This window comes from Bacteroides sp. 1_1_30, from assembly GCF_020982715.1.
In the GTDB taxonomy this organism is placed as follows: Bacteria; Bacteroidota; Bacteroidia; order Bacteroidales; family Bacteroidaceae; genus Bacteroides; species Bacteroides xylanisolvens.
The window spans coordinates 40,687-62,503 of sequence record NZ_JAJKHN010000012.1; the positions used below are offsets into that span (position 1 = coordinate 40,687).

At 50.7% G+C, this 21,817-nt stretch carries 21 protein-coding genes; 17 read left to right on the forward strand and 4 right to left on the reverse strand.

The features are described from left to right. Nucleotides 1-15: 15 nt before the first annotated feature. From LPH68_RS04870 to LPH68_RS04945, 16 genes are all read left to right on the forward strand, one after another. A complete protein-coding gene (locus LPH68_RS04870) occupies nt 16-777 on the forward strand; it encodes a DUF4099 domain-containing protein (RefSeq protein WP_005816235.1) in 762 nt (253 codons plus the stop codon). Between the two features lie 23 nt (nt 778-800). Beyond that, nucleotides 801-1,025 carry a hypothetical protein gene (locus tag LPH68_RS04875; protein WP_005816237.1) on the forward strand — a complete coding sequence of 75 codons (225 nt, stop codon included), beginning with the start codon at nt 801-803 and terminating at the stop codon, nt 1,023-1,025. Between the two features lie 37 nt (nt 1,026-1,062). Then, complete coding sequence (locus LPH68_RS04880) at nt 1,063-2,658, forward strand: hypothetical protein (protein ID WP_005816239.1); 1,596 nt, start codon at nt 1,063-1,065, stop codon at nt 2,656-2,658. 30 nt (nt 2,659-2,688) lie between these two features. Beyond that, nucleotides 2,689-3,831, forward strand: a complete 1,143-nt coding sequence (locus LPH68_RS04885) for a toprim domain-containing protein (protein WP_005816242.1) — start codon at nt 2,689-2,691, stop codon at nt 3,829-3,831. Then, nucleotides 3,828-4,313 carry a PH domain-containing protein gene (locus tag LPH68_RS04890; protein ID WP_005816244.1) on the forward strand — a complete coding sequence of 162 codons (486 nt, stop codon included), beginning with the start codon at nt 3,828-3,830 and terminating at the stop codon, nt 4,311-4,313. Before LPH68_RS04885 ends, LPH68_RS04890 begins: the two co-directional genes overlap by 4 nt. Beyond that, nucleotides 4,294-4,995, forward strand: a complete 702-nt coding sequence (locus tag LPH68_RS04895; RefSeq protein ID WP_005816246.1) for a hypothetical protein — start codon at nt 4,294-4,296, stop codon at nt 4,993-4,995. Before LPH68_RS04890 ends, LPH68_RS04895 begins: the two co-directional genes overlap by 20 nt. Before the next feature lie 17 nt (nt 4,996-5,012). Further along, the gene (locus tag LPH68_RS04900) at nt 5,013-5,696 is read left to right on the forward strand and encodes a hypothetical protein (protein WP_146265012.1); all 684 of its coding nucleotides are present in this window, start codon (nt 5,013-5,015) and stop codon (nt 5,694-5,696) included. 93 nt (nt 5,697-5,789) lie between these two features. Next, nucleotides 5,790-6,452 carry a hypothetical protein gene (locus LPH68_RS04905; RefSeq protein ID WP_005816251.1) on the forward strand — a complete coding sequence of 221 codons (663 nt, stop codon included), beginning with the start codon at nt 5,790-5,792 and terminating at the stop codon, nt 6,450-6,452. A gap of 15 nt (nt 6,453-6,467) precedes the next feature. Continuing rightward, a complete protein-coding gene (locus LPH68_RS04910) occupies nt 6,468-7,289 on the forward strand; it encodes a M23 family metallopeptidase (protein ID WP_005816253.1) in 822 nt (273 codons plus the stop codon). 32 nt (nt 7,290-7,321) lie between these two features. Then, nucleotides 7,322-7,594: a hypothetical protein gene (locus LPH68_RS04915; protein WP_007897422.1), complete on the forward strand. Its 273-nt coding sequence runs from the start codon at nt 7,322-7,324 to the stop codon at nt 7,592-7,594. A gap of 9 nt (nt 7,595-7,603) precedes the next feature. Next, a complete protein-coding gene (locus LPH68_RS04920) occupies nt 7,604-9,403 on the forward strand; it encodes a hypothetical protein (protein WP_005816255.1) in 1,800 nt (599 codons plus the stop codon). A gap of 82 nt (nt 9,404-9,485) precedes the next feature. Next, the gene (locus LPH68_RS04925) at nt 9,486-11,942 is read left to right on the forward strand and encodes a zincin-like metallopeptidase domain-containing protein (protein ID WP_005816257.1); all 2,457 of its coding nucleotides are present in this window, start codon (nt 9,486-9,488) and stop codon (nt 11,940-11,942) included. Between the two features lie 4 nt (nt 11,943-11,946). Next, entirely contained in the window at nt 11,947-13,503 is a 1,557-nt protein-coding gene (locus tag LPH68_RS04930; protein WP_005816260.1) for a glucosaminidase domain-containing protein, read from the forward strand. Further along, nucleotides 13,500-13,682: a hypothetical protein gene (locus LPH68_RS04935; RefSeq protein WP_005816263.1), complete on the forward strand. Its 183-nt coding sequence runs from the start codon at nt 13,500-13,502 to the stop codon at nt 13,680-13,682. The genes LPH68_RS04930 and LPH68_RS04935 overlap by 4 nt, the downstream gene beginning before the upstream one ends. Nucleotides 13,683-13,754: 72 nt before the next feature. Beyond that, nucleotides 13,755-14,360: a hypothetical protein gene (locus LPH68_RS04940; RefSeq protein WP_005816265.1), complete on the forward strand. Its 606-nt coding sequence runs from the start codon at nt 13,755-13,757 to the stop codon at nt 14,358-14,360. Between the two features lie 6 nt (nt 14,361-14,366). Then, nucleotides 14,367-16,289 carry a zincin-like metallopeptidase domain-containing protein gene (locus LPH68_RS04945; RefSeq protein ID WP_005816267.1) on the forward strand — a complete coding sequence of 641 codons (1,923 nt, stop codon included), beginning with the start codon at nt 14,367-14,369 and terminating at the stop codon, nt 16,287-16,289. Nucleotides 16,290-16,395: 106 nt separating this feature from the next. Here LPH68_RS04945 and LPH68_RS04950 read toward each other — a convergent pair whose 3' ends face one another. Together LPH68_RS04950 and LPH68_RS04955 are read right to left on the reverse strand one after the other, a co-directional pair. Next, the gene (locus LPH68_RS04950; protein WP_005816269.1) at nt 16,396-16,761 is read right to left on the reverse strand and encodes a DUF2958 domain-containing protein; all 366 of its coding nucleotides are present in this window, start codon (nt 16,759-16,761) and stop codon (nt 16,396-16,398) included. Nucleotides 16,762-16,763: 2 nt separating this feature from the next. Continuing rightward, entirely contained in the window at nt 16,764-17,057 is a 294-nt protein-coding gene (locus tag LPH68_RS04955) for a hypothetical protein (protein WP_005816271.1), read from the reverse strand. 394 nt (nt 17,058-17,451) lie between these two features. On the opposite strand from LPH68_RS04955, the gene LPH68_RS04960 reads away from it, so the two are divergent. After that, on the forward strand, nt 17,452-18,714 hold the full coding sequence (locus LPH68_RS04960) for an ATP-binding protein (RefSeq protein ID WP_005816273.1): 1,263 nt from the start codon (nt 17,452-17,454) through the stop codon (nt 18,712-18,714). Nucleotides 18,715-18,854: 140 nt separating this feature from the next. On the opposite strand, the gene LPH68_RS04965 is transcribed toward LPH68_RS04960, so the two are convergent. Both LPH68_RS04965 and mobV read right to left on the reverse strand, forming a co-directional pair. Continuing rightward, nucleotides 18,855-20,261, reverse strand: a complete 1,407-nt coding sequence (locus tag LPH68_RS04965) for an OmpA family protein (protein ID WP_005816276.1) — start codon at nt 20,259-20,261, stop codon at nt 18,855-18,857. Nucleotides 20,262-20,315: 54 nt separating this feature from the next. After that, on the reverse strand, nt 20,316-21,767 hold the full coding sequence (gene mobV, locus LPH68_RS04970; RefSeq protein WP_005816278.1) for a MobV family relaxase: 1,452 nt from the start codon (nt 21,765-21,767) through the stop codon (nt 20,316-20,318). Nucleotides 21,768-21,817 lie beyond the last annotated feature (50 nt).

Sequence of the window (21,817 nt, forward strand, 5' to 3'; positions counted from 1 at the left end):
ATTCAAAGTTAAAGTATGAAGCAAGTACGATTTGAAGAGAGCGAGGTGCCTTATCAGACACTGGCTCGTTTTGGTCTCACACAAGAGAAGATTGAAGACCTGCCCATGTGGGCGTTGGAAGATATTGGTCAGGGACGACGTTCACCGTTGCTGCCCATTCAGGTGAATAATGATGAGGGCGAGACATTGAAGAGCCGCACCCGATTTGCGTTGGTCCGTATGGAGGACGGCAAGGTGGATGTGGTCTTCTATCCGCAGTTGGAGAAATCACCATTGGAGGCTTTTACTCAGGAACAGCAGGAGGACTTGCTGGCTGGAAAGGCTATCCTTGCCGATGTTAAGGATGCTGATGGCAGGAGCAGCAAGGCTTTCGTGCAGATTGACACGGAGACCAATCAGGTGATGTCGGTACCTACGCCTGTCATCGGGCGCAACTTGGAGGTGCTGAAGGATGAACTGAAACTGAGTTCGGCAGAACTGACCGTGATGCAGAAGGGTGAGCCGCTCACGCTCATCATGGAGGACGAACAGGTGACGGTGGGTATTGACCTGAACGATAAGACCGGCATAAGGATTAATCAAGGCGACAGTCAGAAGTGGAAGGAGAACACCAAGCGAGAGTGGGACAAATACACCTTCGGGTGCTATGGCTGTTGGGTAATGGGCGATGACGGTAATCTTGACTATGTGCCTGAAGAGGAATACACGGAAGAACTTTGGAATGAGCAGAAGAAGAATGGAGAGCGCAACCGCGCCTCTTTTTCCATGCACAAATAATCTACACATAATATAATAAGTATATGGCATCAAATAAATATTATCCAGAGGATGTGCTCGTCGAGAAGATACAGAGCGGCGAGTACGGTTGGTTGGAGTATGTCAACCATCATTCTGCTGAATGGCAGGAAGAATATGAGAGCTATTGTCTGAACAACGGACTCTGCATTTGTGAAGAGAGTGCGGAGCAGTTTGTCCATCACAAAGATGAGGAACTGGAGAAGGCAATAGAGAACGGTGAAGCATGATAAATGAAGAGTGAAGAATGAAGAGTGAAGAATAAGTATGGCGATAAGAAAGAATACGAATCCCCAACAGATGGACCTGCAACCAGAGATGCGTGACTTGCTCATGCGCAATGGTATGCAGGCTCATGTGGTGAGTAATGGCAGCGGCTATCAGCTTGTGGTGCAAGGGCATGACAGTCCGCTGCTTACCTATAACATCACCGAGAAGCAGATGTTGGCTCTGACCGACTGGGGTACGAATCATGCCAACAAGTTAGCCTACAATACCTTTACGGGCATTGTGGGCAACGACTTCTATATGCCCAAGAACTTCGTTCATGCACGCAATGCCAACGGTCGTGTAGCTATGGGGCTGCACGGCTATCGTGTTGGTATCGGCGAGTATGGACGGATGGGGCGCATCGATATGCCACCACCCTTTTTAGGTTGGACACCACGCAGTCAGGAGGGATTCCATCTTCGCAGAGTTGGAGGACGATTGTTCTTCCCCGAAGCCCCGATTGTGCCTGAACGTTGGGACGGCAGAATGAAGCCTGGCGAATTGCAGAGCGGCGGTTATGGGTTCTATTATAAGGGACAGCAACAGAGTTATAGCCCTCAGCAACAGGATGTGCTGAAAGATTTGGAGGGAATCATAATGCCTTCCATCAGCCGCACGAGAAGCACGGAGCCAGCCAAGCCTTATAAGGAACTGATTACCTCGCCTGTCTATTTCACCAATGAGAAGTGGCAGGAGTGTCTGGCATCGCATGGCATCATCATTGATGAGAATGCGAAGACGCTGACCATTCAGTCGAACAGCGTCAATGCCGACATGGTGTATGACCTGACAGATGAGGAACTGAAGAAACTCACCTCCAACTCCATCAAGGAAGTGCCCGTCGTTCAACGCTTGGAACTGCTGAATGGCATCATCAAGGACGACTTTGCTGACAAAATCCTGATGGACACACTGAATAGCAAGGAGCGCATCGACCTGCATCTGCATCCCGAACTTGAACAGGAGTTGCAGCAGCGTCAGCAACAAGACGAGGAACGGTTGCTTCCGTTGGAAGAGGACGAGACTGTCAGACGTGACGTGTTGCAAGGCGATGCCATGGTGAGAGGTGAAGACCTTGCCTTGATTAATGAGAACAAGGGTTGGTATCGTGAGGGAGCGCATGGGCGTGAAGTGAAAGTCGGTGACATCATGGTGGAGAAAGTGCCTCCGATGGAGGGAGATAAGAAAGGCGAAGATAAGTATCGCATGACCGCCATTATCAATGGAGAAGCCATCACGCACGAAATCAAGCAGAAGGACTACGACAAGTTCTTGGCGGTGGATGACTACCATCGCATGAAACTCTTCTCCAAGGTTTTCAGTGAAGTGGATATGAAGACACGCCCCGAAACCAACGCCGGACTGGGCACGAAGATATTGGCGGCTCTGACGGCAGGAGCAGTCGTTACAGCAGAGGTGGCGCATGACATAAGCCACCATCATCACCATCCAGCCCCGGAGTTCTATGCAGAGCATCATGGCGGTCCACGTCCTTACTTCAAACCGGGAGTGGATTCGCCACAGGAGATTGCGGCAAGGTACTTTGAGGCAGAAGCAAATCATGTTGCCACGGAGATAAGGAGAGGATATTAACAATGTATAATTTACAATTTATAATTTATAATGAGTAGTGAACTGACATACGATGACTTTCTGGACAGGTTGAGCATACAGGAAGTACTGGTGGACGCAGGGTATCATCTGAACAAGAGAGATGGCTTGCGTTATCCGTCGTATGTGCGTACTGACAGTGAGGGCAGACGGGTGCGTGGTGATAAGTTCATTGTCACGCAGAATGGGAAATGTTGCTTCCAACCACCGCAGCAGAAGGTGTATAATGTCATTTCGTTCATCAAGGAGCATCCAGAAATGTTTTCAGAGAACAAGGTGGGAATGTCTCCTGACCGACTCGTCAACCTCGTCTGCAACCGACTGCTCAACCAACCCATAGAGGACAGACCATCGAAGATTACAGAACCAAGAAAGGACGGAAAGCCATTCAACCTGAATGACTACGACATCCACAAGTTCAATCCGCAGGACAGGGAAACGCAGAAAAGGTTTTATCCCTATTTTAAGTTCCGAGGCATCGACCTCTATACGCAGTATGCTTTTCATCGGCATTTCTGTCTGGCTACTAAGCATCGGACGGATGGACTTACCTTTGCCAACCTTGCCTTTCCGCTTGTACTGCCCAAGACACCCGACAAGACTGTGGGCTTTGAGGAACGAGGACGACCGAAGATGGACGGTAGCGGCGGTTACAAGGGCAAGGCAGAAGGAAGCAACAGCAGTGAAGGACTGTGGATTGCCAACCTCACGGGCGAGCCGTTGGATAAAGCAAGCGAAATTGTATGGTTTGAGAGTGCCTACGATGCCATGGCAGAGTATCAGATAAATCCTGTAAAGATGGTGTATGTATCTACGGGCGGCACACCCACCGAGGGACAGATGCGAGGACTTCTGTCCGTTACTCCCAACGCACGGCACTATTTGGGTTTTGACAAGGACGATGCAGGGCGGCAGTTTGTTGCAAACTTCAGGAAGGTGGCAGCAGAGATGGGCTTCCGTCACGAGCATGTGCAAGCCTATCATCCATTGGGTTGCTACAAGGACTGGAACGATGCGCTGCTCAACAAGAAATCAGCAGAACTGATTGCCAAGGGCGAACCAGATACCTTCGACTATGCCGAGTTTATCGCAGCCGGCAAGGCAGAGAAACAAAGGGAAAAAGAAGAAAAGAACACATATCATAGAAGCGTATGAGACAAGAAGATAATAGCATCATCACCTTGTGCCCCAGCATCGGACAGTTTTTCATCAACGAACTGCCTCTGTTGCTGTTGTGCGTGGCAATGCTCCTAATCGGAGGATTGCCCGGTTGTGCATATAGTACCCTGTTGCTTGTCTTCAGCCTCCTGTTCTCCCTCTGTTTACTCTACCGATTCATCTATCTGAGGAGTATCCGCTACCATATCGGGAGCGAGCAACTCATCTGTGAGCACGGAGTGTTTCAGCGGAGCGTGAACTACATGGAGTTGTACCGAGTGGTGGACTTTGCCGAGCATCAGACATTGATACAACAGTTATGCGGACTGAAAAGCGTGACCGTGTTGTCGATGGATAGAACGACACCGAAACTGGAAATGACCGGCATCAGCAACAGCTATGACGTGGTGAGTGTGATACGAACAAGAGTAGAAACGAACAAACGAAGAAAGGGCGTATATGAGATTACGAATAGATAAGATTTGGTTCATTGTCGTGGCATTGGTACTGAGCGTGCCGTCAGCCCATGCACAGATTGTGACTGCCAACCCTTTGGAATGGATGGCATTAGCAGAGGGCAACGAAGCCATCAACGGTGAGATAGAGAAGGAAATCAAAGGTCAGACCAAGACTGCCCTGTTGCAGAATACCATCGCCGCAGAGTTCACCAAGATACACGAATGGGAGAAGAAGTACAACAGTTATCTGAAAACCGCCAGTGGTTATGCCTCTTCCCTCAAAGCCTGTACCTATCTGTACGACGATGGAGTGAAGATATTCATCACCTTGTGTAAGATGCGCAAGGCCATCAACAATAATCCGCAAGGCATCGTTGCCACCCTCTCGATGAACAACCTGTATATGGAGACCGCCACGGAATTGGTGTCCGTCTTCACACTGCTGAAAGATGCAGTCGCCAAAGGAGGCAAAGAGAACATGCTGACTGGTGCGGAAAGGAGCAAGACGCTGTGGGCACTGAACGACAAGCTGAGTGCCTTCAGCAAGAAGCTGCATCGTCTTTATCTGTCTATACGATATTACACCATGACCGATGTGTGGAACGGCGTGACGGCAGGGATGATAGACCGAAGCAATGGAGAGATAGCCACCCAAGCCCTTAGCAGATGGCGCAGAGCAGGACGTATGACCATCAGTGATTAACGATAAAGGAATCAGTCATGAAGTATTTCATATCAATTGCCATTTTTATGTTTGTATCATCTTTTGCAGGAGTGCGGGCGCAGAACGACCCGACTCTTGCGGGGATGATTCTGATGTACACCAACAAGGCGGAGAAAGAACTGAAGAATCAGGAGAAAGTGATGCTGCTACAATCCACCGGCCATATCTGGACCAAGGAGGAAGTGGAAGCCACTACCGACCTGCAGCGGGAGTTCAACAACTATCTGGACTCCTTCCGTTCCATCGTCAGCTATGCCGCACAGATATATGGTTTCTATCACGAGATAGGTCAGTTGGTGGACAATATGGGTGGATTGGTGGCGCAGTTGGATGCCCATCCTGCCAACGGACTTGCCGTAGCCCTGTCAGCCAAGCGCAACAAGATATACCGCGAGCTGATTATGAACAGCATCGAGATAGTTAATGACATACGCACGGTATGCCTGTCGGGCAACAAGATGACCGAGAAGGAGCGTGTGGAGATAGTCTTCGGCATCCGACCCAAACTGAAGAAGATGAACAAGCAGTTGAAGCGACTGACGAGGGCGGTGAAATACACCACCATGGGCGATGTTTGGATGGAGATAGACGAAGGGGCAAGACCCACCAAAGCGAACAAAGCCGAGATAGCAGCGGCTGCCAAGAGGCGGTGGAAGCAGGTGGGCAAGAACGTAAACTGATGGAGCAGCGAGAGCAGAGCCGAACTTGTTCGAGCTATGCCGAGTCGTGACAGAAGAAGACGAAGTCAAACCGTGATTAAAAAACGATAAGATATGGGATTTTGGAGTTCATTATTGAAATATGGTGGCAAGGCGGCACGAGGTACTGGCCATGTCATCGGAGTAACTGGAAAGACCTTAGGCAGTGCGGCACTCCACCCGCAACGCACCCTTATGGGAGCCGGCAAGGCTATGCAGACGGCCGCAGTGGGTAGTGCCGCAGGCTATGTGACATGGGAGAAGCTGACCACAGACAAGAGCGTGGCACGCATCGTAGGTGATGCTGTCATCGGCGAGAATGCCACGGAAGCGGTGGCACAAACCGCCAACGATGTGCAACGTCTGACGGGCAAGGCTGGTGAAGCCGTTGATGCGGTGAACACTGTAGCCGGAAAGATGGACACCCAGTTCAGCGGCATCAGTGATTTCTTTAGGAATATGTTCGGAGGCGTAGGATGCGACATGATAGGCAATCTCTTTGGCAATATCGGCAAGGGCAACGTGTCGGGTATGAGCATCGTCGGACTGGTGGCTGCCGCCTTCATGGTATTCGGACGCTTTGGTTGGATGAGCAAGATTGCGGGTGCCCTGCTTGGAGCGATGATCATCGGGAACAATTCTAAGGTGGCGCAAACTCTGCCTAACAGAGGCGGTACGTCTTCACATGGGCAGAACATGAAAGAAGCAGAGACCCAAAGCAGAGGGATGAAACGATAACCAATATACAGTGATATGAGATATACAGAAGAAATGATACTGCGCTCATCGAGCGGCTACTGTATGCCGTTTGAGGAGCCTATAAAGCAGGACGTGCAGATGTCCTTGGGTTACGGAGAGCAGAAAAATCCCGTGACGGGAGAAACATTCTTCCATCACGGCATAGACTTCTCAGTGAACCATTACCTGCTGTCGGCGGTGGCAACGGGAACCGTCTCTGCCATTGGGTCGGACGCGGAGCATGGCATCTACCAGACCATCCGCTACGGCAAATACGAAGTGACTTACAGGCATCTCTCCAATGTCTTCGCCAACTTCTCCCAAAGCGTCAAGGCCGGTCAGACCATCGCCATCAGTGGCGACCTGCTGCACATGGAGGTGAGGTTTGACGGAGAGGAAATCAATCCGTTGGAGTTCCTCACCATGCTCTACGGCAATATCAAGGCATTGGAGCACAATTCCCAAATGGGCATCAATGAACTGGACATGAACATCCCTTCACCCTACGACACCGACCGTCAGGAGATAGAGGCATTGATGCTCCGCTTCCTTCCCTCCTACTTCGAGGACCTTCAACAAGGAGCATACTCTCTGCCCGAACATACGGAGCAGTCGTTGAGAAACATCTTCTCGTTGGGAGCGAGCAAGCATTATTTCTACGAGACCATGCCGAGCATGGCTAATCCCTTGGGCATCGGCAACCGCTGTATGCCTTTGGCGACTAAGGTGCAGAACCTGCTCATTGCCGACTTTCTCAACTATCTTGCCATGCGACATCAGGTATATCTCTCCACGATGGACGAGGTGTTAAAAAAAAACTCCAAGAGCAAGCCCTGACGCATGACGGCATCATCGACCCTCTTGCCGACTTGGACGTGGATATCCAGAGCTTCGACATTCCGAGGATAGTGAGCGTCTATCCCGACCGGGCTGGCGTGAGATGGTGGACAAAGGCATGGTTCAATGGTAAGGAAGAGGGGGAACCCTCCGTGGAGATTGAGGAACGTATGGCCGTGCAGTTCATCCACTGCCAAGTGGACAAGGACGCATGGTTGGAGGAACACTATCCTAAGCAGATGGAGATATATCACAATGCCATCGAGCAGACAAAGGAACAGATATTACAGCAGTATAATATATAAACAAGGTATATGGCAGTTAAGAACAGTCAGCGATTCGCAGAGATAGAGCGTCTGATGGGCGACTACTTCGGGTGTCACCTTGCCCCCGTGATGGGCAGGGTGCAACGGGACTTGTCCAACAGACAGGCAGACGAGATGCGAGCCTACTCCAACAGTACGGCTGGCATCCTACGCTCATTGGCCACTGCCAATATGCCTGGTGATGACCCATACGCCACGCTGAAGATTACAGGCAAGTGGAACAGCAAGACCACCGAAGACTATCTGGCGATGTGCAAGGAGGCTATTGTCGGCAACAAGGATATGCAGCGTGACCTTGCCGTGATGGCTGAGGAATGGCGCAAGGCGGTGGTGACGGAGATAGGACGAGAGCGGTACGATGCACTCTCTAAACAACTCGGTTGTGATTTGGCATACGCCTATATCGATCACCGCATGGAGCAGCTGATGATAGAAAAAATGGTGAAAGACCGTATGCCAACATCTTCTGCCGACTATATCATCCGCAAGGCGGCACAAAGCAGTCTGTTCGGTCTGCCCTACGAACTGAACAAGTCACCCCTTGCCGCAGAGATAGAAGCCAAAGGAGAGGCAGCCTATAAGCCCTCTCGAACAGAGAAGGCAGCGGGATGGGCAGCCGGAGCGGGTGCCGATGTCGTGGCCATGGGAGGGATTGGCTCATGGGCAACCTTCGCCAAGTTTGTCGGTATCGATATGGTGATGAATGTCGGCATGGAGCACCTAAGCAAGAAAGGTAGCAGCCAAGAGGTCTGTGTCGAGGAGTGTATCAGCAAGGGAGTTTTCGGTACGGGCACCAACGTCTTCGCCTCATTCCGCAAACAGGCAAAAGTCATCAAGAACCACGAGAACAGCTATATCAAGGCTACCAACAGCCATTTCAAGAACAAGATTCCCACGAGCAATATCACTTTTATGGATTGGACGAAACAAACCGAGCAGACCTCTTTTCCTTGGAACAAAGGTACGTTCCTTGACCCTCAGAGAAACGAAGCAACCAAACGTACAGGCAAGTACAAGGATGTGCCCTTGATAGTTGCGCCTGGACAGGAAGACGAGTATCTGGAGGTTAAGGCGAGACTGGATGCAGAGGCTGAGAAGGAGAAGAAGGCAGAACCGAAAGAAACTCCTGATTCATCGACTGAAGAGGCAACACCATCTGTAGTCCAGCAGGAGGAAACAGCCTTACAAACAAACGAAAATGGATGGGACGGGCTGTTGCAGAGTTTTGGACTGAACGGCTTTTCAGACATCGGCAAGAACCTTGGTTATGTGTTGGCGATGCTGCCCGATGTACTGGTGGGACTGTTCACTGGCAAGACAAAATCGCTGAATATGGACAATAGCCTCCTTCCTTTGGCCTCTATCGTGGCTGGAATGTTCGTGAAGAATCCTATACTGAAGATGCTGTTGATGGGTATGGGAGGTGCCAATCTGCTCAACAAAGCGGGACATGAGGTGCTGGGCAGGAAACAGCAGGAAGGCATTGCACCTACAGTTAGTCCTGCTGCATCTCGCATTCAGTACCGCCAATATCCTGATGAACCACTCAATCCTCGTATCAGCAACCCGATGCTGCAAGGGCGGTGTCTCGTTGCCAACATTGACCATGTGCCTTGTACCATTCAACTGCCTGACAGTGTGATTGGGGCGCATCAGTCGGGGGCATTGCCGCTGAATACATTGGCTAACGCCATACTTGCCAAGAACGACCAGATGCGACAGATGGCAGCAATGCAGTACGAAGAGCAGGCACGGGAGAGCGTGGTGCGACCGAGGGGAATACAGTGAAGCCCGACAACAAAATTGTCGGGAACGGTGGCTTGGTAAGCCAATTATAGAATGTGATTGAGATAAACAAAAAGATAAAAGCATGAAAGAGAAATCAGAATTTGAGAAGCGGACGGCGGAGAAGCAGGTGTCGCTGCTCACTGAGGCACTGACGAGTGCGGTGGATGCCAAGGGACATTGGTTGAATGCAAGCGGCAAACTCTATCCGAAGCTCTATCCCAAGGGCTTTTCGGTCAGTCCGTTCAATGCCCTTGTCCTTGCCCTTGACTCCGATGCCAAGGGTTGCAAGAGCAATCTGTTTACGCAGTTCTCCGAAGCGAAGGCACGGGGTGAGAGCGTGAGGGAGCATGAGAAAGGTGTGCCGTTCCTGTATTACAATTGGAATAAGTACGTCAACCGCAACAATCCCGACGATGTCATCACCAAGGAGGCATACGCAGAACTGTCGGAACAGGACAAACAGCAGTACAAGGGAGTGAAAAACCGTGAGATCCGTGTGCTGTTCAATATCGACCAGACGCTACTGCCTATGGCTAACGAAACAGCCTACACTACGGCATTGAAGAAGGATGGCACGGTGGAGGATAGAGGTTATGGCGACAAGGAGGACAAGCAGCTGCATGGGTGCGTCAACGGATTCCTTCAGAAGATGAAGGACAACCTCGTGAATGTACGTCAGGACGGCACGGGTGTGGCGCACTACGACACCGAGAAGGATGTCATCTACCTGCCACGGCAGCGTGACTTCGAGCACTACAATGACTATGTACAGGAGATGATGCGTCAGTTGGTGTCTGCCACCGGTCATCAGCAGCGGTTGGCACGTGAGGGCATGGTCATGAAGAACGGCAAAGCCCCGTCGGAGGATGCCGTGAAGAAGGAACGACTCATCACTGAGATAGCTTCGGGCGTGAAGATGCTCGAACTGGGACTGCCTGCCCGTCTGTCAAAGGACAGCCTTAGCATGGTGGACTATTGGACGAGGGAACTGAAGGAAGACCCTTGTCTGATTGATGCCATCGAGAGTGAGGTGAACGGTGCGCTGAAGGTGTTGAAGAAAGCCGAACTGGGTGAAAAGGTGGAGTATGCCACCGACCAGCATCAGCGAGAGACGGCGCAGATACAGGTGCAGTTGCCCAACCACTACTTCGTAGCAGACGAAATCAAGCAGCATCCCAACGAGGAGCAGCGTACTGTGGTCATCGTGCGTGATGATGCCAGCAAGACCGCCGATGTGGTGCTGCCACAGGGTGCATCGTTGGAGGTGAACAACGAGATCAAGGGCATGAACAAGCAACGCTTCACCAATGCCTTGCAGAAAGAGGGTTATGACAACGTGCGTTTCTACAATCCCGACGGAGCCTTGGGCTTCCGTCCCGACGACAGTTATTTCGCCGACAAGAAAATCACGGTATCAAGACTGCGCAACTGGTCTATCGAAGACCTATCCTCGTTGGATGCTTCTGAGGCCGTAACCCACAGCCGTGACATCGGTTTCGACAATGTGCAGTTGGTAAAGGATGACAAGGAGCGGTGGGCATTGTACATCAAGCCCGAAGGTAAGGAGGGCTTTGCCGTCTATCCCGACAAAGGAGACCTCAATCATTTCTTCACCACCTTGAAGCAGTCGATGGACAACATCGAGCGTGTGCGTGAGGAACTGGCACAGAAGTATTATGCTATGGCAGAGGCGAAACCCGACCTGAAGGTGGACATCTTCGGAGGTAATGAGCAGGAGGTTGATTTGAACCGCATCCAGCGTGTGGCAGTATTCCGTGCCAAATCGGGCGAATGCCTGTGTGCAGCCACTATTGACGGCAAGAAGTTGCAGCCGAGAAGTGTCAGTCCGTCACAATGGCAACGATTGTGGGTGGCTCCTGACAGGGATTCCTACAAGCAGAACCTTGCCGCCTCGCTGTTTGCTGATGTATTGCAGAAAGACAACAATGTCGAGCAAAGTACACAAGAGAAGCAGGAAGAAGCGACGGAGGTGAAGCAAGCGGAGACGGCAATTGTCGATAAGCATGATGAACAGAAGGAAGTGGTACTTAAGGAAGATAAAAGCTCTGAACAAAGGGAAGAGAAGAAACAAGAGGAAAAGAAAGAAGAAAAGAAGGATGAAAAGGCTGTCAAGGCTGCTGTCTCTCCCCTTGTCCAACAATATCTTGACTTGAAGAAGAAGCATCCTGATGCCATTCTTTTGTTTCGCTGCGGTGACTTCTATGAGACCTACAAGGATGATGCGGTGAAGGCATCCAAAATATTGGGTATTACGCTGACAAAGAGCAATGGGCGCAAGGATGATGAAGGCAAGCCGTTGGCAATGGCAGGATTCCCATATCATGCCCTCGACACCTATCTGCCGAAGCTCATTCGTGCTGGTGAACGGGTGGCCATCTGTGACCAGTTGGAAATGCCGAAGCAGACAACATCATCGAAGCGTGGAATTACGGAGATGGTGTCACCTGGAAAAGAGACAGGAAAGCAGATGGCACAGGAAAGTCAAGAAACAGAACAACACACCAGTCTAAGGAGATAGGCTTATGGGAAAGAACGCAGCGTATGCCGCACAATATGCGGAGGAAGCCAAAGAACAGATGCGGATGTATGGGATTCCTGCCTCCGTCATCTTGGCGCAAGCCATACTGGAGAGCAGCAACGGACAGAGCCAACTGTCGCGCGAATGCAACAACCACTTTGGCATCAAGGCTACGGCATCGTGGTTGAAGAATGGCGGAGAGTATGGAGTCTATACGGATGATAGGCCCAACGAGAAATTCTGTAAGTACAAAAGCGTGGGTGACAGTTATGAGCATCACTCGCAGTTCCTGAAGCAGAACAAGCGTTATGCGCAGTGCTTCACGCTGTCGCCTGACGACTACAAGGGATGGACGAAGGGCATTGAGCGTGCCGGCTATGCCACGGGCGGCGGTTATGCTGCAAGTCTGCAGCGCATCATTGAAGCCAACGGACTGGACAAGTATGACAGTGAGGTGATGGCTGAGATGCGGGCAGAAGGTCGGTCGTTCGGGGTGGAGAATAATCCTCGTAGAGAAATGCCTGCTGCCCATGTACCGCAGTCTGCCGGGTATTCCTTTCCTGTGGAGCGAGAGGAGTTTCTCTTCATCACCTCGCCTTTCGGCAATCGCCAGGATCCGATGGATGCCACCAAGCAGCAGATGCACAAGGGCATTGACATCAAGACGAACCATGAGGCGGTGTTGGCCACGGAGAACGGCGGCAAGGTGGTGGCGGTGAACCATAATGCGAACACGGCAGGAGGGAAATCCGTCACCGTGGAATACAGCCGTGAGGATGGCAGCAAGGTGCAATGCTCCTACCTGCATCTGTCTGACATAGCAGTAAAGGTAGGTGACGTGGTTAATGCCAGTCAGAAGTTGGGGGTGTCGGGAAATACCGGCACCAGAACCACTGGCGAGCATCTGCATTTCGGAGTGAAGAGTGTATCGGCTGACGGCTCAAAAAGGGATATGGATCCAGCCGCTTATCTGGCAGAAATCGGACAGAAAGGCAACATCAAGCTACAGGCCCTGCATAACGGCAATGACCTGTTGGCAAAATACAAGAGCAATGCGCCACAGGAGCAGAAGGTTTCGTCGGAGGACTGGATGAAGAAAATCCTTTCCTCGGAGGACAGCGGCGTGGGCATTTCGGGAACGAATGACCCTATACTCGACATGGCGATGACCACCTTCATGTCGCTGATGATGTTGGCAGCGCAGATTGACAGCAATGATGAGGAACGACAAAAAGGACTTATCTCTGCCATGGCAGCCAACCGGCTCGTAGATTTGACCTCGCTTGTTCCAGGCATGAGGCAATGCACCATTACTGTGGGTGAGAACGGCAAGACTGTGCTTCATGCAGAGAGCGGTACGGTGAAGATTGACCGTGAACTGACCTCCTCGGAGATGAACCGCCTGTCGCTCATTTTGGGCAATGCCAATCTGTCGGAAGAAAGCAAACGGACGAAGATTGCGGGAATGGTGACAGGCATCGTGGCGACACAGCAGGCTTCGCAGAACTTCGAGCAAGGGATGGAGGCTGAGAGTCAACAACAAAATCTGCAAAGGAAATGAAAAGGATAGCAAGTCATCTGTGTACATTGCTGGTGGGTATGGTAGCTGTGGCAGGACACTTCATGCTTACCCAATGGCTTTTCGGTCAGACCGTGGCCATCATCTATCTCGGCTTCCAACTTATCATAGCAGCGTGGATAGTCTATGAACTGATACGTGCGCTAGTATATGATGATTGAAAAGAGATTATTGTCATTGCTAAGACATTTCACTTGGACGATGGATATGTATAATTCAAATAGTATCGAGCAATGATCAAATGTAATGTAACAGTGTGCGGAACGGTCAGCAAGGCTGCGACCTGCCGCACGAACAAGGAGGGCAAGGCATTCGTGAGCTTTGCCATGAACGTAGTCATTCCAGCGAAGAGCGGGATTAACAAGACCATCGAGGTGTCGGTCATCAAAGATGGGACACTGACGGAGGTGGGCAGCTGCAACATCGGCGAACGCATTGAGGTAGCCGGTGTATTGGTACCAAGAAAATGGGGCGATGTCCTTTATTTCAACCTGTCGGCAAGCAGCATCAGCCACCAGCCTGACGAGGCAGAGGACTGCATCAAGGGCGTGATGGAGTTCCGCGGCAAGGTGGGCAAGAGCATTGAGGACAAGACGGACAAGAATGGTGTGCCGTACTGCCAGTTCTCCGCTTTCAGCGCAGAGAAAGTACAGGACGGATTTGAATACATCTGGGTAAGTTTCTTCCTATTCGATGGCAAATGCGAGGCATGGCTGCAACCAGGCGTGAAAGCGAACATCAAAGGGGCATTGTCTGTCAGTGTCTTCAATGACAAACTGGACTTCTCCTGCCGAGTGTCTGAAATGAGCGAATATGTTCCGCAGCCCTATAATGGTTAATTGACTATGGGAAAGCCTTATGCTAAGGAAGGTCCGAGTGCCGAAGACAAGGCACTCGACCTGTTTGCCGATATGATGATTGAGCGTATTCAGTCGCTGTCGGGCAAAGACGGATGGAAAAAGCCCTGGTTTACTGAAGGTGCGTTGCAATGGCCGAAAAACCTGAACGGACGAGAATATAATGGCATGAACGCTATGATGTTGCTCCTGCATTGCGAGAAGGAGGGTTACAAGATTCCTCGCTTCTGTACCTTCGACCGCATACAGCAGTTTAACAAAACTGGCAAGAAAGACGAGGAACAGAAGCCCCGTGTGTCAGTACTGAAAGGTGAGCATTCTTTCCCCGTGATGCTCACCACGTTTACGGTGGTCAATAAGGAAACAAAGGAACACATCAAGTGGGAGGACTACAAACTGCTCTCTCAGGAAGAGCGCGAAAAGTACAATGTATATCCAAAGCTTCAGACTTACCATGTCTTCAATGTGGCGCAGACCAACCTGAAGGAGGTCAGACCAGAGTTTTGGGAGAAACTGGAACAGGAATACTCGATGCCCAAGGTAGAGAAGGACGAGCAGTTTGCCTTTGAACCCGTGGATAGGATGATAGCGGACAACCGTTGGATATGTCCCATCAAACCGATGTTCGGTGATTCCGCCTATTTCTCCATCAGCAAGAATGAGATTGTGATGCCTGAGAAAAGGCAGTTCAAGGATGGGGAGTCTTTCTACTCGAACCTTTTCCACGAGATGGGACACTCCACGGGTGCGGAGGGACAGTTAGACCGCATCAAGCCCGCTACCTTCGGCTCGGCAGAGTATGCACGCGAGGAACTGGTGGCAGAACTGACGGCTGCGCTGACCGCTCAGCGGTATGGCATGACAAAGCATCTGAAAGGAGATTCGGCTGCCTATTTGAAGTCTTGGCTGGATTCGCTGAAGGAGTCGCCGCAGTTCATCAAGACCACGCTACTCGATGTGAAAAAAGCTACCTCAATGCTCACGCAGCATATCGACAAGATTGCTATGGAGATAGACCAGGAGAAAAAGGCTGAGCAGGAAAACGGGCAAGGGAAAAGTTATCTATCCATAGATGACGGCGACCATGCAGTCTTGGCATATAATGGTTCTGCTGTATATATCCAGCATCATGAGAAGGAGGACTCTGTAAAGATTGCTGTGCCGACGAGTAACGGTCTGGAAGTGAAACTCTCTGTTCCTTACGACCACGGCAAAGACCTTGACACCAATTATCAGGAGGCTTTTGCCCAGTACAAAAGCCTGACAGAGCCTTCACAATCGAAAGAAAACGTCTATTATGCCTCCATCGCCTATCTCCAATCAACGGATGACACATCGGAACTGGATAAGCTAAAGGAGAAAGGTGACTATCAAGGACTGCTGACGCTTGCCAAGGAATACTATGACGGGAACGGCATGGACGAGGAGCAGACCTACAGGAAGCCGTGCCAGAACAGAGGCGATGACCTGCTAATAGAGGACAAGGACTTTGCAGTGGTCTATAACGGGAGTGTCGGCGGTACGTATGAGGTGTTCCTGAAGCATACGGAGCAAGAAGTGCGTGACCATATCACTCGCTATGGCATAGGACGTGCCAGTGAGGACGTGAAGGCTGTGGCGAGGGAGATGACCGCCGAAGAGTTTTCGGAATTGGCGCAGCGAAAAATGCCGATATTCCAAATGCCGAATGGTGGTTTGCTGAACCTGCAATATAACAAGGATAAGGATAGCCTGGATGTGGGGACTGTGACCAATGCAGGACTCTCTGTGAAGCATACCTTCCCTTTCAGCCACAACCATTCTATGGACGCAAACATCAGCTCTGCGTATGAGCAACTGCTTGACATGGAGGAGTACCAGAAGGAAGAGGTACAAGAGGAGCACGTTGCCAAGTCCGCTTTCCGAAGATGAGAGTAGTATCGTAGTATATACTAATCGTAGGCTTTACTACTCATAGTAGGTACTAACAATAGTCAGCCGCAAGGAGTAATGTCCCTGCGGCTGATTTAATTTGGGGTCATTCCATATTATGAAGGAATGCTTGTAAATCCTCGTCTGGAATGCTCTTCAGTTTCACCGGCTTGAAGCCGTCCAACTGCTCCACTTGAAATATCTCGTCCACTCCATATTTGGAGCCATCCACCTTTACGCTCTCCATTTCATTGACGGAGGTATAGCCATACTCCGTTTCATGCAGACCGCATACGATGGTGAACAACGTGGTGTCGTTACCTTCCGGCTGTCCTTCAAGTACGAACCAACGGACGTGTCCGATGAAGAATATTGCCACACAAACGGCATCCTTGCCTTTGCCGTCCTGTGAATACAGAGGATAGGATTTCAGTATCTCCTCCAATACGGGTGTAATCAATCTGCTTGCCATAGTCAATCGTTGTTAAGTGTTCTGTAATACATTCTGTTCTCTACAAGGTGTTCGATGGCCTCTGCTGCCAATCGGCACACCCACTCGTCACGCTGGTCATAACGACCTTTTTGATAGTCGTTGGCAAGGCGTTCCAAGAAGGCAAACACCACCTTGCCCTTTTCGTTGATAAGATAGCGATGGTCATCTGCAAGGGCATTGCCTACCTTGGCGGCTGACCCCATCTGACCGTTTACGAACCGTGAGAAGCACTCGACAAATGCCTGCTCGTTTTCTGATAATCTGTGTAATTCCATACGCAAAGAAATTATTTGTTCAACTTGTTTTTCTTCCCTCCTTTTGAAGCCTTTCGGCTCCTCTTGTCGGGAACTGATTTTTCGTGCATCAAAAGACTGCGGAATGAGGGCGATAAGGCAAGAAAACAGACGGAGGAGTTAATGAAATACCCAAATCTTTGATTTGCGGAAAGCTGTCGTTCAGTCCTCTGCCTGTTAGCATGGCGGTACTTGACCATTCGCCCGGGCAGTAACTTTGCAAAGAAAAATGGGCATCGGCAAGTGGAATAGACACTACAAAACAGGAAAATCATTGATTTTTAGTGCATTTTTCTTTATTTCTTTCTTTGATTTAGGATAAAATATATAACTTTGCCTCCGAAAAAGTGTCACAAGTGACAGTTTTTCGTAAAATATGATAGTAAACAGATATAGATACATAGAACAGTTGAGCCGTTCAAAGAACAACGGGCTCATAAAGATAATCACAGGATTGCGACGTTCAGGCAAGTCGTTCCTTCTGAAGAAACTCTTTCATCAGCATCTATTGGATGAGGGCGTGAGAGAAGACCATATTCTCGTCATCGACATGGAGAGTAGGAAGAACAGAGAGTTCAAGAACCCGGACTACCTGTTGGACTGGGTGGAAAAGATGATGATTGACTATGAGACTTATTATATCATCATCGACGAGGTGCAGGAGGTGGAAGACTTTGTAGAGGTGCTCTCTTCCTTGTCAGTTACCGAAGGGGCGGATGTGTATGTCACAGGCTCCAACTCGCGTTTCCTGTCCTCTGACCTGGTGACGGAATTCCGAGGCAGAGGTGACGAGATACATGTGTGGCCACTATCCTTCAAGGAGTTCATGACGGTGTATGATGGTTCGAAAGAAGACGGTTGGGCTGAATACAGACTGTACGGAGGTTTGCCGCAACTACTTACACAGGTTGGGGATGAGAAGAAGGCTGATTTCCTGCGTCGCCTTTATCGCACGGTATATCTACGTGACATCTACGAGCGGAACAACATAGAACTGAGACCTGAATTTGAAGAATTGTCGAAGACCGTAGCATCCAGTATAGGAGCACCTGTCAATGCACTGAATATAGCCAATACGTTCAAGTCCGTAAGCAATGTGCAGAGCATAACCGACAAGACAGTGTCGGCTTATCTGGAATATATGCAGGATGCTTTCCTTATCGAAAAATCCGAAAGGTTCGACATCAAAGGACGGAAATACATAGGTTCGTTGTCCAAGTATTATTATCAGGACGTAGGTCTGAGGAATGCTATTCTGTCGTTCCGTCAGAGCGAGCCGACACATATCATGGAGAACGTCATCTACAATGAGATGCGTATGCGAGGATGGCTCGTGGATGTGGGTAACGTCTATCATCGAGTGAGGAATACGGAAGGAAAGCAGCAGAGGGTGACATTGGAAGTGGATTTTGTCTGCAACAAAGGGAGCGAGCGGATCTACATCCAGTCGGCGTGGCGTATGCCCGATGCAGAAAAGATGGAACAGGAGAAACGGTCGTTGCGTCTTGTAGATGACTCTTTCCGCAAACTGCTGATCGTGGGAGAACATACCAAGCAGTGGAGCGACGAAAACGGCATACAGATAATGAGTATATATGACTTCCTGCTTGACTGGTCAAGTACTGAGAAACACGGATAAAAAAAAGATATGCGCATAGAATATGCGTTAATACATATATGATTAAGGGAGGGCCTATCCATCACGGACAAGCCCTCCCTTTCTAAAATTTATCAATGAAAAAAAAGTTTTAGTGCTCTTGTTCGGAGCTGTATGTCTGGCTATAGATACAGCAGGATTCTGGTATGGCGGTTCGCCTCATTGGGCGAGTAATCGTCAATGCCGCCATCGAAAATCTGAGAGATGGTGCCATTTTCCATACCACGTTTCATCAGTTCCTCTGCAATGAATCTGGCACGGGAACGGCTGAGGTTATCATTGATGGCTTCACTGCCTGTGGCACTGTCGGCAGCGCCGATGACCTTAACTTTCAAGCCATATTTCTTGGCGATGCGTGCTACTTCGTCGAGATTGACGAGCTGTGACCTGTTGAGCAACCTGTCAGTGCCAAGTTCAAAGAAGAAATAGATGGGCGCACCTATGCAAGCCTTTCCTGAGTGGATGAGCGATAGGTAATCGTCTTCCGGCTCACCTTCAGCATTGCCATATTCTTCTGTACAAGAGGCGGACTCCATGACCTTTGTCTTTTGACCATTACCATACTTGTCTCTCATTCTTGCACGCAGCGAGTTGAGACCGCTGTAGTCGTTTCGAGGATAGCCATTTGTGACGGAAGAAGCGGCATCGTCAGAAAAGAGGTGGCCGTACTTGTCCAGAAGTCCCTCGATGGCAAGAATCTTGCGCAGCTGCTCCAGAGTCTGACAATCTCGATCGTGCTGGGCGTGATAGCGGCTGTTGCTGTCAGAAAGGGATGAGGCGTATGCCGAAAGCCATTCGTTCTGTGCGATGTACGGGCGAGCGTCTATCACTCGCTTCCAGCCAGTCTTGCCGATGCGGACAGAGAGGCCGAGGGATGCGGACAGCAGATGGTCGCCAAGGCGGTGTGCCTTGCCATAGCCGTCAAAATCCTGCATGGTGGTCATGTTGCCTATCTCTGCCGTAACAGCAATGCGTGGGGAGAGATGATACTGCCCCTGTATGCCGTAGGAAATGGCAAAGGGCTTGTGGGCATTCACCTTGTTGTGCAGCATACCCACGCCCACGTATGGAATGACACTCCATCTGGCAAGAGTGTGTACATCGTCCTTGTAGAGGTTGCCGAGGACATTCCACATGAAATCAGCACGCAGGTACTGGTAGTCCTGCGAGGAGTTGTTGCAGTCGTTGAACTGCATACCGCCATAGTTCAGACGACCGCCGACGGAAGGTGTGAACCATTTGCCGATCGACACGGAGAATGCCGGTTTCATGCGACCGAATAGGTCGTTGCATCCGAGCGGTTTGCCGAGGAAGACCGTAGTTCCTCCTGCCGCTTGGACAAACCAGTTGTCCGTCCATGGCGAAGCTACCAATGCCCCTTTCATGTAGGAAGGTTTAAGCGGACGAAGCATACCGTCTGCCGAAAGTCTGCATACAACGGTGGTGGTGTCCGCCGTGCGGTGATAGTCTTTGGCTTGCGCACCCAATGAAAGGGCGAAGCCAAGGGATAGAATAAGTATTTTTCTCATGTTGTTCAATTTAATCTGGTGAATACTATAACAGGTGATACGTGACAGTGCCGCTTATCGTTTCTTCCTTTTGCCGGAAGAGGGGCGCATCATGCGTGCAGCTTTCATCATGCAACGGCGTGCCCAAGCGCGTTCATCCTCGTCATCGTCACGTCCCCATTTGAGGTCGGACGAACTGCCGCCACCGCCATGACCTTCGGCAAAGGTGGTGGCATCATCGACGTAGCCGAGGAATAGAAGCGTGGCACAGTACATCACCTCCGTTCCATTCTCCGCAAAGGCCTGAAGCAGGGAACCGTCAAACACGTCCTTGCCCTCATTGGAAAGCCGTGCCACACGTTCGGAGAACTCGCTGACCATGTTTTCGAGAAGGGCATTTCTGAGAACGGTGTCCGCACCTTGTCGGATAGTATCGGAATATCTGTGTGCCTCCTGCCGCAACTCCTCCGTGCGCTCCTTCATGGCGGTCATCTCCTCACGCAGGGCATCGAGCTTGCGGTCAGCCTCTGAGAGCTTCTCCTGCTTGTCGTCCAGTTTCGACTGGATAGCGGACAGTTCCTGCTCCAGCTCTTGGACTTGCTGACGGAGAGCATCAGGATTGTCGTGACCTGCAAGAATCTGCCGATGCAATTCAGCAAGTGCCGCCTCCTTCTCAGCCTTCTCCTGCAAGAGGTTGTTGACCATTGAGGTGAGTCCTTTTACTCTCCGCTCTGCCAGACGGATGTCCGATTGGAGCGAGGCGAGTGTCCGCTGATGGGTGGCGACGGACTGCTCAATGGTGGTGCACTGTTCTGACAGCTGGCGGCGGTATTCTTCGGTGGTGCGGTGGCGTGCTCCCGTCTCTGAGACGGAAGTTCCGCGCTCCATGCCCCAACGCTTGTTGACATCGGCAAATTCGCTGTGCAGGGCTTTCATCCTGGCAGAAAACTCGTACTTGTCCTTTCCGGCGAATATCTGTTTGTATGCAAACTTGCCGTCCTTGATTGGCAAGAGGGTGCAGTGAACGTGCGGATTGGTTTCGTCCAAGTGTAAGATGAAAGCGACGATGTTCTCCTCACCGTATTTGTCCGCAACAAAGCGGTAAACATCCTTTGCCCATTCCTCAATGTCCTTGCATCGGGTTAGATGCGAATTGTCCGCTCCGTGAGTGAGATTCACCTTCTGGTCACCGAATGCCAATTCTGTCATACGTTCTCGTGAGCCTCCGAAGATGAAATTGACCACTGTGCGGAAGCGTGGCTCTGCCAGTCCCTCGTTGGGGTCTTTGATTCCACGGCTCCGCAGGATGTCTGCCATGCGCTCCGGGATGCTTCGGCTCTTGTCTATAGGACAAACCTTGCCGCCCCGAACCTCGAAGTTGAGCCGCTCACGGCTGCGGTCGTAGTTGCCTGTTGATTCAGCGGATCCCCAACCCTTTTCCGTCCAACGGCGTTGGTGCTCGTTGCTCTGTGCTGTGGTGATTCCCTTAGATGGTCGGAAATCCATAACCTGTTTTGGTGTTGCCATAACCTATTTCCTTTTATGTGTGTACAACTCTCCTGTCTCCAGCTTGCTGC

Bases quoted from the DNA above. Each gene is read 5' to 3' on its own strand.
- LPH68_RS04870 (WP_005816235.1), top strand. From the start codon at position 16: ATGAAGCAAGTACGATTTGAAGAGAGCGAGGTGCCTTATCAGACACTG.
- LPH68_RS04875 (WP_005816237.1), top strand. From the start codon at position 801: ATGGCATCAAATAAATATTATCCAGAGGATGTGCTCGTCGAGAAGATA.
- LPH68_RS04880 (WP_005816239.1), top strand. From the start codon at position 1,063: ATGGCGATAAGAAAGAATACGAATCCCCAACAGATGGACCTGCAACCA.
- LPH68_RS04885 (WP_005816242.1), top strand. From the start codon at position 2,689: ATGAGTAGTGAACTGACATACGATGACTTTCTGGACAGGTTGAGCATA.
- LPH68_RS04890 (WP_005816244.1), top strand. From the start codon at position 3,828: ATGAGACAAGAAGATAATAGCATCATCACCTTGTGCCCCAGCATCGGA.
- LPH68_RS04895 (WP_005816246.1), top strand. From the start codon at position 4,294: ATGAGATTACGAATAGATAAGATTTGGTTCATTGTCGTGGCATTGGTA.
- LPH68_RS04900 (WP_146265012.1), top strand. From the start codon at position 5,013: ATGAAGTATTTCATATCAATTGCCATTTTTATGTTTGTATCATCTTTT.
- LPH68_RS04905 (WP_005816251.1), top strand. From the start codon at position 5,790: ATGGGATTTTGGAGTTCATTATTGAAATATGGTGGCAAGGCGGCACGA.
- LPH68_RS04910 (WP_005816253.1), top strand. From the start codon at position 6,468: ATGAGATATACAGAAGAAATGATACTGCGCTCATCGAGCGGCTACTGT.
- LPH68_RS04920 (WP_005816255.1), top strand. From the start codon at position 7,604: ATGGCAGTTAAGAACAGTCAGCGATTCGCAGAGATAGAGCGTCTGATG.
- LPH68_RS04925 (WP_005816257.1), top strand. From the start codon at position 9,486: ATGAAAGAGAAATCAGAATTTGAGAAGCGGACGGCGGAGAAGCAGGTG.
- LPH68_RS04930 (WP_005816260.1), top strand. From the start codon at position 11,947: ATGGGAAAGAACGCAGCGTATGCCGCACAATATGCGGAGGAAGCCAAA.
- LPH68_RS04935 (WP_005816263.1), top strand. From the start codon at position 13,500: ATGAAAAGGATAGCAAGTCATCTGTGTACATTGCTGGTGGGTATGGTA.
- LPH68_RS04940 (WP_005816265.1), top strand. From the start codon at position 13,755: ATGATCAAATGTAATGTAACAGTGTGCGGAACGGTCAGCAAGGCTGCG.
- LPH68_RS04945 (WP_005816267.1), top strand. From the start codon at position 14,367: ATGGGAAAGCCTTATGCTAAGGAAGGTCCGAGTGCCGAAGACAAGGCA.
- LPH68_RS04950 (WP_005816269.1), bottom strand. From the start codon at position 16,761: ATGGCAAGCAGATTGATTACACCCGTATTGGAGGAGATACTGAAATCC.
- LPH68_RS04955 (WP_005816271.1), bottom strand. From the start codon at position 17,057: ATGGAATTACACAGATTATCAGAAAACGAGCAGGCATTTGTCGAGTGC.
- LPH68_RS04960 (WP_005816273.1), top strand. From the start codon at position 17,452: ATGATAGTAAACAGATATAGATACATAGAACAGTTGAGCCGTTCAAAG.
- LPH68_RS04965 (WP_005816276.1), bottom strand. From the start codon at position 20,261: ATGAGAAAAATACTTATTCTATCCCTTGGCTTCGCCCTTTCATTGGGT.
- mobV (WP_005816278.1), bottom strand. From the start codon at position 21,767: ATGGCAACACCAAAACAGGTTATGGATTTCCGACCATCTAAGGGAATC.